Origin of the sequence: Haloferax sp. KTX1, from assembly GCF_902410085.1 — an archaeon.
Lineage (GTDB): Archaea > Halobacteriota > Halobacteria > Halobacteriales > Haloferacaceae > Haloferax > Haloferax massiliensis.
Map to the genome: position 1 here is coordinate 21073 of NZ_CABPRH010000010.1, position 12428 is coordinate 33500.

The 12428-nt window shown below is 69.9% G+C and carries 14 protein-coding genes and 1 tRNA gene; 4 read left to right on the plus strand and 11 right to left on the minus strand.

All coding sequences use genetic code 11. The annotated features are described in order from the left end of the window. Positions 1-79: 79 nt before the first annotated feature. The 10 genes from FY251_RS14985 to FY251_RS15030 form a co-directional block, all read right to left on the minus strand. Positions 80-817, minus strand: a complete 738-nt coding sequence (locus FY251_RS14985; protein WP_148415912.1) for an adenosylcobinamide amidohydrolase — start codon at positions 815-817, stop codon at positions 80-82. After that, positions 810-1832: a threonine-phosphate decarboxylase CobD gene (gene cobD / locus FY251_RS14990; protein ID WP_148415913.1), complete on the minus strand. Its 1023-nt coding sequence runs from the start codon at positions 1830-1832 to the stop codon at positions 810-812. Before cobD ends, FY251_RS14985 begins: the two co-directional genes overlap by 8 nt. Then, complete coding sequence (locus FY251_RS14995) at positions 1822-2886, minus strand: nicotinate-nucleotide--dimethylbenzimidazole phosphoribosyltransferase (RefSeq protein WP_148415914.1); 1065 nt, start codon at positions 2884-2886, stop codon at positions 1822-1824. Before FY251_RS14995 ends, cobD begins: the two co-directional genes overlap by 11 nt. After that, the gene (locus tag FY251_RS15000; protein ID WP_148416057.1) at positions 2877-3509 is read right to left on the minus strand and encodes an NTP transferase domain-containing protein; all 633 of its coding nucleotides are present in this window, start codon (positions 3507-3509) and stop codon (positions 2877-2879) included. The genes FY251_RS14995 and FY251_RS15000 overlap by 10 nt, the downstream gene beginning before the upstream one ends. Further along, complete coding sequence (gene cobS, locus FY251_RS15005; protein ID WP_148415915.1) at positions 3509-4273, minus strand: adenosylcobinamide-GDP ribazoletransferase; 765 nt, start codon at positions 4271-4273, stop codon at positions 3509-3511. The genes FY251_RS15000 and cobS overlap by 1 nt, the downstream gene beginning before the upstream one ends. Beyond that, positions 4264-5172, minus strand: coding sequence for a CobD/CbiB family cobalamin biosynthesis protein (locus FY251_RS15010; protein ID WP_148415916.1), 909 nt, complete (start codon positions 5170-5172; stop codon positions 4264-4266). The genes cobS and FY251_RS15010 overlap by 10 nt, the downstream gene beginning before the upstream one ends. Further along, on the minus strand, positions 5163-5798 hold the full coding sequence (locus FY251_RS15015) for an HAD family hydrolase (RefSeq protein WP_148415917.1): 636 nt from the start codon (positions 5796-5798) through the stop codon (positions 5163-5165). The genes FY251_RS15010 and FY251_RS15015 overlap by 10 nt, the downstream gene beginning before the upstream one ends. An 85-nt stretch (positions 5799-5883) precedes the next feature. Continuing rightward, positions 5884-6597, minus strand: a complete 714-nt coding sequence (locus FY251_RS15020) for a hypothetical protein (protein WP_148415918.1) — start codon at positions 6595-6597, stop codon at positions 5884-5886. Positions 6598-6705: 108 nt separating this feature from the next. Further along, positions 6706-7689 carry an aldo/keto reductase gene (locus tag FY251_RS15025; protein ID WP_148415919.1) on the minus strand — a complete coding sequence of 328 codons (984 nt, stop codon included), beginning with the start codon at positions 7687-7689 and terminating at the stop codon, positions 6706-6708. Positions 7690-8050: 361 nt separating this feature from the next. Beyond that, positions 8051-8124, minus strand: a tRNA-Tyr gene (locus FY251_RS15030). Positions 8125-8240: 116 nt separating this feature from the next. Here FY251_RS15030 and FY251_RS15035 point away from each other — a divergent pair. The 3 genes from FY251_RS15035 to ftsZ all read left to right on the plus strand — a co-directional run bounded on the left by FY251_RS15035 (position 8241) and on the right by ftsZ (position 10455). Then, complete coding sequence (locus FY251_RS15035; RefSeq protein WP_148415920.1) at positions 8241-8846, plus strand: zinc ribbon domain-containing protein; 606 nt, start codon at positions 8241-8243, stop codon at positions 8844-8846. A 212-nt stretch (positions 8847-9058) separates the two neighbouring features. Beyond that, on the plus strand, positions 9059-9244 hold the full coding sequence (locus tag FY251_RS15040; protein WP_004970382.1) for a ribbon-helix-helix domain-containing protein: 186 nt from the start codon (positions 9059-9061) through the stop codon (positions 9242-9244). A 2-nt stretch (positions 9245-9246) separates the two neighbouring features. Next, positions 9247-10455: a cell division protein FtsZ gene (ftsZ, locus tag FY251_RS15045; RefSeq protein ID WP_007274830.1), complete on the plus strand. Its 1209-nt coding sequence runs from the start codon at positions 9247-9249 to the stop codon at positions 10453-10455. A 167-nt stretch (positions 10456-10622) separates the two neighbouring features. Here the strand turns inward: ftsZ and FY251_RS15050 are convergent, their stop codons facing one another. Further along, a complete protein-coding gene (locus FY251_RS15050) occupies positions 10623-11588 on the minus strand; it encodes a TIGR00269 family protein (protein WP_148415921.1) in 966 nt (321 codons plus the stop codon). Positions 11589-11722: 134 nt separating this feature from the next. Here FY251_RS15050 and FY251_RS15055 point away from each other — a divergent pair, with 134 nt between their 5' ends. After that, a complete protein-coding gene (locus FY251_RS15055; RefSeq protein WP_148415922.1) occupies positions 11723-12370 on the plus strand; it encodes a hypothetical protein in 648 nt (215 codons plus the stop codon). The last annotated feature ends 58 nt before the right edge of the window (positions 12371-12428 follow it).

Here is a 12428-nt window from a genome sequence, read left to right on the forward strand (position 1 = left end):
CCATAATCAAGGCTTCTGCGGGAACCACTTAGCTACCAGCGTCGATTTCTCGGCCGAGAAGGCGTTTGGCCGGCGGTTCTCAGATCGGAGAGACGGTCGCGCGGTCGTCGGCGACGACGCCGTAGCTCGCCTCGTCGACGCCCCGCGGAATCGAGTCGGCGTCGTACCGCGAATCGAGGCTCGCGCGCACCGCGTCACGGACGCAGACCCGCGCCGCGTTGCCGACCTCGGTCGCGCTCCCCGAGAACGTCACCGGGTCGCCGGCGGGGTCGCACGCGGCGACCACCGCGTCGGTCGTCGTCCCCGGCGCGCCGCAGCGCGCGAGGAGCGTCGCCGCCTTCGCCTCGGCGGCCACGGCGACGAGGTTGGCGAGCGCGCCCGGCTCCAGCGACCGCGTCGTCCCGACGAAGACGTTGACCGTGCCGACCGGGTCGTCTCGCTCCTCTCGGTCGTCGCCGGCCGCCGCGTCCGAGGTGGGCGACGCGTCGCCCCAGTCGCTCGACTCGCCGTCTACCGGGAGTTCGGCCGGATTCGACACGCCCGCGGTGGCGACGACCTCGACCGGGCCGAACCGGGCGCGCCGGGCGTGTTCCTGCCCGACGCCCGTCAGGAGCGCCGGCCCGCGCTCGTCGAAGCCGGCCGCCGAGAGCCGCCGCTCGACGTACGCGTCGAGGTCGGTCTCGGGCCAGCCCTCGGGGACGGTGACGTTGAACGCGGCGTCGGCCCGCGACTCGCCGCCGGCGTGGCCCGTGGAGAGCCAGCGCGTCTCCGGGCGGGCGAGCCGGCAGACGCCGTCGCGGCGCGTCGCCTCAAACATCGTCGGCGACGGCGGCGAGCGCCCGGAGCAGTTCGTCGTTCTCGTCGGGGCGTTTCACCGCGACTCGGACGTGCGAGTCGAGGGTCGGAAACGTCGTCGCGTCCCGGACGGCGACGCCGCGGTTGCGGGCGGTCTCGACCACCGCGTCCACATCGCGGTCGCCGACGTCGAGCAGGAGAAACGGCGCGTCCGACGGGAACACGCCGAAGGCCTCGGACAGCGTCTCGCGGAGTCGCTCGCGCTCGTCCGCGACGCGCTCTCGCGTGCGCGAGACGAACTCGGTGTCGTCCATGCAGTGCGCGCCGACGGCGGCCGCGGGCGTCGAGAGCGACCACGCCCGCCGGGCGACGGCGAGTCGGTCGCCGAGGTCGTCGGTGGCGACGGCGAAGCCGGCGCGGACGCCCGGCAGGCCGAACAGCTTCGTCAGCGACCGGGCGACGACGACGCCCGACTCGCCAGCGAGGCTCGGCTCGGCGGTGAAGTCGAGGAACGCCTCGTCGACGACGAGGACCGTGTCGGCCTCGCGGCAGCGCGCCGCGAACGCCCGGATGTCGGAAGCCGGCGCGAGTTCGCCCGTCGGGTTGTTGGGCGTGCAGACGACCGCGACCGCGTGGTCGGCGGGGTCGGCGTCGAGAATCGCGTCGTGGGCGACCGCCACCGGCTCCGCCCCCTGCAGGCGAATCTCGCGGTCGTACTCGCCGAAGCTCGGTTCGGGGACGAGCGCGGTGTCGCCCGGTGCGAGCGTCACCTCGAACGCGAGCCGCAGGGCTTCGAGGCCGCCCGCAGTCGGCACGACCGCTTCGGGGGCACAGCCGACGTAGTCGCCGGCGGCCGCCCGGAAGTCGGCGTAGTCGTCGTCGGGGTAGCGCGTCGCGGCGTCGAACGCCTCCCGATACACGGCCTCGACGCCGTCGGGGCGCTCGGGGTTGGTGTTCGCGCTGAAGTCGAGGACGGTCGGGTCGGTGGTCCCGCCGTGGGGGACGCGGCTCCCCGCGCGGACGGACTCAGGGTCCATCGTCGATGTCGGCCCCACCAGCGTCGACGCCGCTAGTGTCGGCCCCGCCGGCGTCGGCCGCCGCGGTCCCGGTCTCGACGGCTTCGGGGTCCAGCGTCGAGAGCACGTCGAGCGTGGCCGCCTCCACGTCGTCGAGGACGCCCATCCGGTCGGCGAGCATGAGCGCCCCGCCCATGCCCGCGCCCTCCTTGGCCTCGCCCGCGGCGTAGCGGTCCAGCGGGTGCGTCTCGAAGCCGGGGTCGGTGACGGTCAGTTCGAGGTCGAACGCCTCGGCGGCGTCGGCCAACTCGGGCACGTCCTCGGCGAGGTACGACGTGGTGGCGAGGGTCAGGTCGCCGCTCGCGCCGGCGTGGCGGGCGAGCGCGGCGGCCGCGAGCAGTTGGGTCCCGCCGCCGAGGGTCACGTCGATGCCGTTTTCGAGCGCGCCGACGGTGAGTCCGGCGACGACCGGAAGCACCGGGTCGCCGAGGTAGCGGGCGGCGCGCCGGGGTTTGTGGGCCGCGAAGCCGGGTTCGACGTCGCTGGCTTCGAACGCCTCGGCGACGACCTCCTCTTTCAGGCTCGTCGGGTTGTCCGGGAGCGACGACGAGACGGGGAACTCCTCGCCGAGCGCGCGGAACACCGCGAGCGCGGTGGTCGTCCCGCCGGGGACCGTCTCGCCGATGACGAGTTCGTCCTCGGGGAGCGCGAGGCCCATCCGCCGGGCCGCCTCGAACGCGCCGGGCGCGGTCGGGACCGGCTCGCTCTCGCGGATGTCGCGGCCGGGTCGCGCGCCCACGTCGATGGTCGGCGCGGCGCTCGGCTCGGCGAGGCCGGCGTCCACGGTGAGCACGTCGAAGCCGGTGAGCTGCTTGACGGCGCGGGTGACGGCCGCGGGCGTCGGACAGCCCGTCGGACTGACCGGCGTCACCGGCGAGCGGACGGGCTCGCCGTACTCGATGATTTCGGCGTCGGCGCTCGGCGTGTGACCGACGAGCGACGGGTCCGCGCCGGCGGCGCTGATGCCGGGAATCTTCGCCGTCTCGGTCGTGCCGGCGACGAGGACTACTCGCATCGGGCCTCCGCGAGCGCGATGTCTGTCGGGCGATTCACGTTGAGTGCCAGTCTGGAGTCCGTGGAGAGGTACATAGTCGAGTGAGCGTTGTCGGAATCGGTGTCGGTGTCGGTGTCGGTGTTAGTGTCGGCGTTCGTCTCGGCGTCGATATCGGCGTCTGCGTCCGCGGGACCGACGACGCCCAACCCGGTCGGGCAGACGGCGGTCCCCTCGTGGTCGAACACGAGCGCGTCGTCGACGCTGGCTCCGAGGTCGCGCTTCAGTTCGACGGGGACGCACGCGGTGGCGGCCCCGCCGTCCGCGGCCGCAACGACCGCGTCGACGTGTTCGGGAGCGACGAGCGGCAGGTCGGAGACGACGGTGACGACCGGCCGCCCGACGCGGTCTAACGCGTATCCGAGGTCGGAGACGTAGCCGTCGCCGGGGGCCTCGATGGGGTCGAGACCGAGGTCGGCGGCGCGGTCGCGGGTGTTCGGCGTGTGCGGCGAGGTGACCGCGCGGACGGTCCCGACGCTCGAACCGCGGAGCGCCGCGGCGACCCGGTCGAGCATGGGCCGCCCGCAGACGTCCACGAGCGGCTTTTCGACCGGCGCGTCGAGGCGGGTGCCGCGGCCGCCGCACATCACGAGAGCGTCCACGTCACCACCCCCGCGTGGACGGCCGCGGCGCGGGCCAGTTCGTTCGTCGCGCCGAGCAGGTCGCCCGAGACGCCGCCGAGTCGGGCGCGACCCCACGAGCGGACGAGGAGCGCGACGACCGGGCCACAGCAGAGCGCCGCGACGACGGCGGGACCGCCCGTGACCGGCGCGAGCGCGACGACCGGGAGACAGGCCACGGCGACGGCGAGGAGCCCCGAGGGGCTGTTCTCGCCGACGAGCGCCGAGCCGAGTCCCTCGTGGGCGGGCGCGCCGAGACACACCAGCGTCGCCATGCCGGCTTTCGCGCCGACCTCGGCGGCGAGCGCGATTGCGACGGCGGCCATGAGGTCGATACGGCCACCCGCGCCCGCGAGCCCGAACGCGCCGAGCGCGAGGACGACGAGCGTCAGCCCGAACGCGAGCAGGCCACCGACGCCCGTCTGTGAGTCCTTCAGGACCGACAGCCGGCGGTCGGCGTCGCCGTGGACGACCGCGGCGTCGCCGAGGTCCGCGAGGCCGTCGGCGTGGGTGACGCCCGTCACGAGGTACAGCGTCACGAGGTACAGCGCGGCCGCGGTCGGAATCGGAAGCGGGAGCACGAGCGGGAGCGCGGCGAGCGCGCCGACGACGTAGCCGGCGAGCGGAAACGCCGCGGGCGCGCGCCTGAAGGCGTCCCAGTTCGACTCGTCGCCGCCGACGGGGAGGCGAGTGAGGAAGCCGAGTGCGCCGCGAAGGGCGGTCAGAACCACGCGACCACCCCCGCGACGGCGAACGCGAGGAGGCCCGCCCGCGAGACGAGTCGGACGCCCCGCGCGGCGGTCGCCGCGTCGGGAGCCTCCGGCCCCCCGTCGAGCAGGTAGTGACCGGGCTTTTCCAGTCGCGTCTCCAGCAGGACGGCGAGCGTCGCCATCGGCCACCCCGAGTTGGGCGACGACGGCCGCCGCGCCAGCTCGCCGACCCGCGTCACCGCGGCCGGCGCGCCGGCGACGACGGCCAGTAAGACCGCCGAGACGCGCGCCGGAAGCCACATCACCGCGTCGTCGAGGCGCGCGGGGACTCGACCGACCGGCTTGTGTCGGTAGCCGAGCATCGAATCGAGCGTGTTGACGCCTTTCACCCACGCGGCCGCGCCGACCGCGAGCGCGAGCGAGACGGGCGCGAGGAGCGCAAACGCGAGCAACGGGGCGACGAGGCCGTCGGCGAGGTTCTCCGCGGCGCTCTCGACGGCGGCGCTCCGGATGTCGGCCGCCGAGAGCGACGACGGGTCGCGCCCGGCCAGCGCCCGGAGTTCGTACCGGGCGGCATCGAGGTCGGACTCGTCCGCCGTGGCCGAGACGACCGTCTCGGCCGCGTCGAGGAGCATCCGAAGGCTCGTGGTCGAAAACAGCGCGAGCGCGGCGACGACCGCCCCGAACCACGGCGAGCCGAGCGACGCGGCCCACGTCGCACCCGCGGCGACGCCCGCGCCGAGCGCCGGAAGCGCGACGGCCGCGACCCCGCCGACGAGCGTCGGGCGAGACCACTCGCGGTCGACGGGCGAGACGAGTCGGCCGAACAGCGCGACCGGGTGGATACGTGCTGGGGGTTCGGCGAAGCCCCGGTCCAGCGCCGCGGCGGCGACGACGGCGGCCGCGGCGGTCACGGGCACGGGTCCTCCCCGGCGCGCAGTCTCGCCGCGACCGATTCGAGCGTCGTCTCCCGGAGGTTCACGAACCGGCCGCCGACCGCCTCGATACCGCCGTCTGCGTCCGGGTCGTCGCCGACGTGGACCAGTTCGGCCGCGTCGACGTCGAGGCCGCGGGCGGCCGCCTCGAACGCCTGCCGGTGGGGTTTTCGCCACCCGCAGGCGACGCTCGTCGTGATGTCGTCGAAGCCGCGCCGGTCGAGGTCCGACCGGATGAGCGTCCGGGCGACGAGTTCGGGGACCGAGCAGTTCGAGAGGAGGCCGACCGGGCCAACCTCGCGGGCAGCCGCGACCGCCTCGACCGCGCCGGGACGGGTGGTCACCTCGGGGTCGAACGCCGTGATGACCGCCCGCCGAGCGGCGTTGTCCGGCGAGTCGACGCCCCGAGACCGGAGCGCCGCGGCGACGTGGGCCGGAAGCGGGACCTCCGCGCCCTCGGGCGCGTCGATGTGGACCTCGCGGTAGGCGTCGTCCCAGTCGTCGGGGACGGCGACGCCGTACTCGCGGAGCGCGTCTGCGACCGCCGCGCCGGGGTCTGACGGGTACTCGGCGTCGACGAGCGTGCCGAAGAGGTCGAACGTGACTGCCACTAGAATTTCATTGGCGAAACTGTACTTGAATATAGCGAAGCGGGGGGTTCGAACGTCCCGGTCTCGCCGGGTTCCTCACTGGCTGTCAGCGACGAACCTCGGGACCATCGCCCCAGACGTATCGCCCCCACCGTTCGAGGACGTACCACACCCCTGCGACGAGTGCAACCCCGTTTCCGAGCACGTACCCCGCGTTGTGGAGGTCGGTTCTCACACCCGCGTACCGGGCTGATAGCGGTGGCTGGGTCACGCGGTAGTACCGCCCGTCGTACGCGATGAGAACCGCAGTAAGGCGTTCGCGTGTCCGAAGTTCTCCCGTTCGAACGAGTTCGCGTCGTCGCGGGGTGGTGGCGGAGACCGCGAGCTCGTCGTAGAACGCGTGCAACGCGACTCGCTCGGCGGTGACTCGTACCGTCCCACCGTCCTCGCGTTCGTGGAGGCGGTAGACCTCATCGACGTCCGAGGTGATGCCGCTAGTCCCGACGACGGCGTACCGGCGGTCGACGAGCGAGTCGGGGGACTCCGCCTTCGTTCGAGACCCGTTTGCGGCCTCGCGGAGTGCCGTCCGTTCCGGTCGGTCGCCGGGACCGTCGCTGGCGACGAACACCGCCGACGGCCCCGCCGGGTCGACCGTGGTGTCGTCCACGACGGCCTCGGCGGCGTCCTCAGGAGCGGGAGACAGTTCTCTCACCTCGTAGGTGTACGTCCTGTCGGGGGTCGTCGCGTCGAGCGCAACCGACCCGCCGACGAGCGCGACCCCAACGGCGACTGCCAAAAGAAGCGTCTTGCGGGAGGGCACGACCGGAACCGAACGTGTCGGGTGGTAAGTGTCTTCTGTGGGAGGGTAGCAACTATCCGTCCGCCACGGAACCGCGGAGTCACACCCCGAGCCCGCGACTGGGCTAGCTTACCACCGGTGGTGAACGTGCTCTCGCGCGTACGCGTCGTAGACCTCTTCGACGCGCTGGAACTGGTCGGCCGAAAGCGGCGGGAGCGACGCCGCGGCGACGTTGTCGCGGATGTGTTCGGGCGACTTCGACCCGGGGATGACGGTGCTCACGGCGTCGAACGAGAGAATCCAGCGGAGCGTGAACTGCGCGAGAGACACCCCCTCGGGGACGACCTCCTGCATCGCGTCCGCGGCGGCGAGGCCGTCTTCGAACGGGATTCCGGCGAAGGTCTCGCCCACGTCGAACGCCTCGCCGTGTCGGTTGAAGTTCCGGTGGTCGTCCTCGCCGAACTCGGCGTCCTCGGAGAGGGCACCGGTGAGCAGTCCCGACGCGAGCGGGACGCGAACGATGACGCCGACGTTCCGGCGCTCGGCCTCCCGGAAGAACAGCTCCGCGGGTCGCTGTCGAAGTGGGTTGAAGATAATCTGGACCGTCTCCACGCCGTCGTACTCGATGGCCTTGAGCCCGTCTTCGACCTTCTCGACGCTCACGCCGTAGTGGTCTATCTTCCCGGCGTCGCGGAGCTCCGAGAGCGCGTCGAACACCTCGGGTCGGTAGTACACGTCCCGCGGCGGGCAGTGAAGCTGGACGAGGTCGAGCGAGTCGACGCCGAGGTTGTCCCGGCTTCGGTCCACGAACCGTTCGAGGTTCTCGTGGTTGTAGCCGTCGGCCTCGTGCGGGTCGAGCCGACGCCCCGCCTTGGTGGCGACGGCGACGTCGTCGTCGCGGTCGGCGAGCACGTCTCCGATTCGGCGCTCGCTGTCGCCGTCACCGTACACGTCCGCGGTGTCGAGGAAGTTGATGCCCGCGTCGAGGGCGGCCTCGATGGCGTCGTACGCCTCCTCGTCGGTCACCGAGCCCCAGCTTCCGCCGAGTTGCCACGTTCCCAGCGCGATTTCAGAGACGTCGAATCCGGTCGTGCCGAGCGGTCGAAGATTCATGCTGTCGGGTTGCGGGTAGACGGCAGTAAATCACGGGGTCGCGGCGAGATATACTCCGATTGTTCGTGTGGGATTTGGTGGCGGAGAATCGAAAACGAGTGTGGCCGTGTCCCATCTCGACGATGGCTCGCGCTCCCCGATTTGAACTCACTCGCAACGCTTCGCGTTGCTCGCTGTTCCCCACTCGCTGCGCTCGTGGGGAGGGGGACAAGCCGAGGCTTTCGGAGTAAAATGAGGTGAAAATCCGCTCTCCCCGATTTGAACTCACTCGCAACGCTTCGCGTTGCTCGCTGCTCAAATCGGGTCGAGACGTCCTTCACATACAACACCGCTCGCTCCGCTCGCGGGTGTTGAAGTTCAGTCCGCTCTCCCCGATTTGAACGGGGGACAAGCCGATCTACAGTCGGCTGCTCTGCCAGGCTGAGCTAAGAGCGGTCACCGACTGCTATCCGGCCGACGCGTTTAACCATTATCATTCTCGCCGCCGCGTGCGTGTGCTGTGTGTCAGACACGTGCGAACATTGATATGCCGCCGAGATAATCCCCGAGTAATGAGTAAAATCACGTTCCGCGCCGACGACGCCCTCGTCGAGCGTCTGGACCGCCTCGACACCTCGAAAAGCGAGGTGATGCGCGAGGCGCTCCGTCAGTACCTCGACGAGTTGGAACGTGACGACGCCGCGGGCGACGCGTCCGACACCGCCGCCGGAGACGACGGACTGGACGGTGCGCTCTCGGCGCGGGTCGAGGAACTCGTCGACGACCGACTGGACGAACGCCTCCCGTCGCTCGTCGAGGAAGCCGCGGCGGCCCGCGAGGCCGAACGTCCGACGCCCTCGGAGTTGAACGTCAACATCAACGTCGATGGTTCGAGCGACGAATCCCGCGTAAACGCGGGCGTCGACGGCGAATCGAGCCCGAATACGGTTCGTAAGACACGAGAGGAACTGGAGTCCGCAGACGCGGACGGCTCCGAGATGAGCTGTAGCCAATGTGGCGAATCCGTGGGTCCAGACCACGTGTACTGTCCGAACTGCGGCGAGAAGACGTCCCACCGCGTGTTCTGTGAATGCGGGGACGAGCTCCGCTCCGACTGGGCGTTCTGCCCCGACTGCGGCCGTCGGACGCCCGCGGCCGACGTTCTGGAACAAGCATAACCGGCGATTAAAGCCCCCTATACGGGATATTCAGCTCCTGTCTTACAATCGCCGTTACATTTATATTCTATCCCTCTGTGGTGATTATCGCGTAAGACGGTTGTCTTACAGCCACCCGACGGCGGCCCGAAACCCGGCGTCGTCCGTCGGTTTCCGGGTGTAAGACACACGCACACGAGTGCGGCGCGCCGTCTTACCGGGGGAATGTAAACATGGAGCGTGTGACACTACGAATTCCGAAGCAGCAGATCGAGGAGGTCGAGCGGATGGTCGAGACGGGAGAGTTCCCGAACCGATCCGAAGCAATCCGTTCCGCCGTTCGCGAGATGCTCAATGAACAGACGACAGACAAGCGACAGCGCGAATCTACCAGCAAGCGCGGCTGGGCAAAGGTGTAACTATGCAGGATATCGTTCGCGAGGCGATGGAACGGGACGAGGCCGAGCGCAAGACGCAGTCGTCGCTCGACGACAGCGACGACCAGTTCGGTGACCCGCGAATCGTCATCGTCGGCGCCGGTGGTGCCGGCAACAACACCATCAACCGCCTGTACAACATCGGTGTCGAGGGGGCCGACACGGTCGCCATCAACACCGACAAGCAGCACCTGAAGATGATCGAAGCGGACACGAAAATCCTCGTCGGGAAGTCCCTGACGCAGGGTCTCGGTGCCGGTGGTGACCCGTCGATGGGTGAACGTGCAACCGAGATGGCACAGGGCACGATCAAGGACGTGCTCGGCGACGCCGACCTCGTGTTCGTCACCGCGGGGATGGGCGGCGGCACCGGGACCGGTGCGGCCCCCGTCGTCGCGAAGATCGCAAAGGAGCAGGGCGCAATCGTCGTGGGCATGGTCTCGACTCCGTTCAACGTCGAGCGCGCCCGGACGGTCAAGGCCGAGGAGGGACTCGAAAACCTCCGGAACGAGGCCGACTCCATCATCGTGCTGGACAACAACCGCCTCCTCGATTACGTCCCGAACCTGCCTATCGGCAAGGCGTTCTCGGTCATGGACCAGATCATCGCCGAGACCGTCAAGGGCATCTCGGAGACCATCACCCAACCGTCGCTCATCAACCTCGACTACGCCGACATGTCGACCATCATGAATCAGGGCGGCGTCGCGGTGATGCTCGTCGGCGAGACCCAAGACAAAAACAAGACCCAAGAGGTGGTCAACGACGCGATGAACCACCCGCTTTTGGACGTGGACTACCGCGGTGCGTCCGGCGGTCTCGTCCACATCACGGGCGGCCCCGACCTCACGCTGAAGGAGGCCGAGGGAATCGCGAGCAACATCACCGAACGACTGGAAGCCGCCGCGAACGTCATCTGGGGCGCTCGCATTCAGGACGAGTACAAGGGGAAAGTCCGCGTCATGGCCATCATGACGGGCGTCCAGTCCGCGCAGGTCCTCGGCCCGACGACGCAGAAGCAGGCCGACAAGTCGCGTCAGAGCATCCAGTCGCGCGAGTCGCAACAACAGCACTCGGGTTCGGGTTCGGAGTTCGATAGCTCGGAACGAGCCCAGACGGCGCAGAGCGGCACGTGGTCCGACGGCGGCCGCGACGAAGTCGAGAAGAACAACGGTCTCGACGTCATCCGGTAACGCCCGTCCGACCCGCGCGGACGCCGCCGCGCCCGTCGGGTTTCGTGGGTTCTTTTTCACGAGCGATTTTTCTTCGCCCCGCGAGCGTCGCCGCCGGTTCAGTCGATGCGACGCTGTCCGACTCGTAAGACGCGTCCGAAAACGAGTTCCGTGCGGTTCCGTCCCGATCAGACCGCTTCTATCGACTCGATGAGCCGGCACTTCCGACAGACGTCGCCGGCGGTCTTCGACCCGCAGCGCTCGCAGTCGTTGAGGTCGACGCGGCCCTCGCCGCGGTACTCGCGGGCGGTCAGTTCGGCCAACTCCTCGTAGCCCGCCATGATGGAGTGGCGGGTGCCGGGGTGGTTTTCTTCGAGTTTCAACAGCAACTGCTGAATCTCGCCGCGGTAGGCCTCCGAGGAGTGGGGGCATTCGGTGATGTGCGCCGGGAGGTCCTTCAGGTGGGCGTAGAGCGCGACTTCCTTTTCGGGGACGTCGCGGAGCGGCTTGGCCCGCGGGATGAACTCGCCGGCGTCGCGGCGCTTCTCGAAGTCGCCGATGCTGGCGTCGAAGTGCTTTGCGACCTGCTTGAGGTCGCCCTCGAAGAGGTTCATGAGCGCCGTCTGCGCCTCGTCGTCGAGGTTGTGGCCCGTGAGCAGTTTGTCCGCGCCGAGGTCGTCGGCGAAGCGTTCGAGCAGGTCGCGGCGGAACACCCCGCAGTAGGCGCAGGCGGCCATGTTCTCGGGGTCCTTCTCGACCACGTCGTCCATCTGGACGCCGAACTCGTCCTCGTAGGTGACCAGTTCGTGGTGGATGTCGAGGTCCTCGGCGAGGTCGACGCAGGCGTCGACGGACTTGTCGCGGTAGCCCTCGATGCCCTCGTGGATGGTGAGGGCGACGAGTTCGATGCGCGGGTCGCGCCCGAACGTGTCGTCGAGGATGTGTGTGAGGACGACGCTGTCCTTGCCGCCGGAGAGTCCGATGACCCACGTCTGGGGGTTCTCCGGGCTGGCGTCGCGGGGGAGCATGTTGTCCTCGCGGATGCGGCGGCGAACGCGTTTCTCGACCGAGGCGCAGAGATGGTCGTCGCAGAGGTGGGCCCCGGAGTAGGCCGCGTGCATCACCGCGTCGCGGCCGCACTTGTCGCACTCCATTGCCGGTCGGTTGCCCGGCAGGAGGGATACGGGTTTCGCCTCGGGGCGACCGCGGCGTCGCTCGCGCGCTCGGCCGACGACCCGACCGCGCTCGGTCGCAACCGGTTTGGCCCTCCGACCCACAGGGACAGTCGATGGACAGAGACGCCGCCCTCGACCGCGTCGCCGCCGTCGTCGACGCCGTCGAGTCCGAGACGCTCCCCGTCCCGGTCCGCGAGGTGTGGGTCTACGGCGACGTGGCGCTCGGCCTCGACCCCCTCGACCGACTCGACGTGTACGTGACGAAAGACATCCTCCTCCGCGGCGACCCCGACGCGGCCGAGTCGTTCGAGCGGTCTCACGGCGTGAAGGGCGTCGGCAAGAGCGTCCGCGCCGAGTGGGCGCGCGAGCATCCCGACCTGCTTCGAGCCAACACAAACGGCTACGCGGCCCCCGAAAAGTGTCTCGCCGCCCACCTGCTCCCCGACGACGACGAACCGGTTCACCTCGAAGTGTGCAACGCCTCCTTCGAGGACAACGTCACCCAGCGGCTGAAGGGCGCGGTCGAACGCGAGGCCTACGAGCAGATTCTCGACCCCCGCGGCGTCTGCCTCTACGCCGACGGCCAGCGGTCGTCGGACGCGATGTCGAAGCTCCGAAACGGCGAGTTCGCCTTCCCGACGCTCTCGGGCGCGCTGGAGATGCTCGGACTGGAGGGAGACGAGGCCGAGACGGCCGTCGAGGCGATGCGAGCCTACCGGGCCGAACAGACCGGCACGTCGGTCCGCGGCGACGTGGTCTGAGGGCGGAGCCGAGTCGAGGCCGGACCGAGTCGGGGGCGACCGGCTACCAGTCGCGGTC

Bases quoted from the DNA above. Each gene is read 5' to 3' on its own strand.
- cobD (WP_148415913.1), bottom strand. From the start codon at position 1,832: ATGGACCCTGAGTCCGTCCGCGCGGGGAGCCGCGTCCCCCACGGCGGG.
- FY251_RS15040 (WP_004970382.1), top strand. From the start codon at position 9,059: ATGGAGCGTGTGACACTACGAATTCCGAAGCAGCAGATCGAGGAGGTC.
- FY251_RS15000 (WP_148416057.1), bottom strand. From the start codon at position 3,509: ATGTGCGGCGGCCGCGGCACCCGCCTCGACGCGCCGGTCGAAAAGCCG.
- FY251_RS15055 (WP_148415922.1), top strand. From the start codon at position 11,723: ATGGACAGAGACGCCGCCCTCGACCGCGTCGCCGCCGTCGTCGACGCC.
- FY251_RS15025 (WP_148415919.1), bottom strand. From the start codon at position 7,689: ATGAATCTTCGACCGCTCGGCACGACCGGATTCGACGTCTCTGAAATC.
- FY251_RS15035 (WP_148415920.1), top strand. From the start codon at position 8,241: ATGAGTAAAATCACGTTCCGCGCCGACGACGCCCTCGTCGAGCGTCTG.
- FY251_RS15050 (WP_148415921.1), bottom strand. From the start codon at position 11,588: ATGGAGTGCGACAAGTGCGGCCGCGACGCGGTGATGCACGCGGCCTAC.
- FY251_RS14995 (WP_148415914.1), bottom strand. From the start codon at position 2,886: ATGCGAGTAGTCCTCGTCGCCGGCACGACCGAGACGGCGAAGATTCCC.
- FY251_RS14985 (WP_148415912.1), bottom strand. From the start codon at position 817: ATGTTTGAGGCGACGCGCCGCGACGGCGTCTGCCGGCTCGCCCGCCCG.
- ftsZ (WP_007274830.1), top strand. From the start codon at position 9,247: ATGCAGGATATCGTTCGCGAGGCGATGGAACGGGACGAGGCCGAGCGC.